A 387-nucleotide genomic window follows, 5' to 3' on the forward strand; every position below is an offset into this window, starting at 1 on the left:
CAGATATCGTTAGCGCGTCTTCGAGTTCCAGAAAAGGAACCGCCGGAGACTTGGTTAAACTGCGTAATTTGAAGATGTCAGATGATAGCGATGCAGTATGATGGCCTGCGCGGTTATGCTGATCGCGCCGGGCCGCAAATCGTCAAACGCGCCACCCGTGTGAACTTTTTACACGTACTTTCAATTGACCCCAACAAGGGCTCATCCGGCTTGGCTTTAAATATCCCCGCCGGCAGGCGGAACACGACCTTCTTTTTGCAACAGCTCAAAAAAACGAGGGTTTCCGAGGATTTCAAAGGCACTTGCAAAAGAACGGTTTTGCTCTTAGAGTTCAAAACTCTCAACGTTTTCAGTTGCATCACTGTGAGTTTTGAGGGTTCTCCGCCG

Annotated in this window: 1 protein-coding gene; it reads left to right on the forward strand. The window is 49.4% G+C overall.

Annotated features, from left to right (window positions below; all coding sequences use genetic code 11):
• Positions 1–81 precede the first annotated feature (81 nt).
• The coding region (locus tag E1297_RS00540; protein ID WP_155132614.1) for a hypothetical protein at positions 82–387 on the forward strand (306 nt) is incomplete at its 3' end.

The sequence above is a fragment of the Roseibium sp. RKSG952 genome, assembly GCF_009711355.1.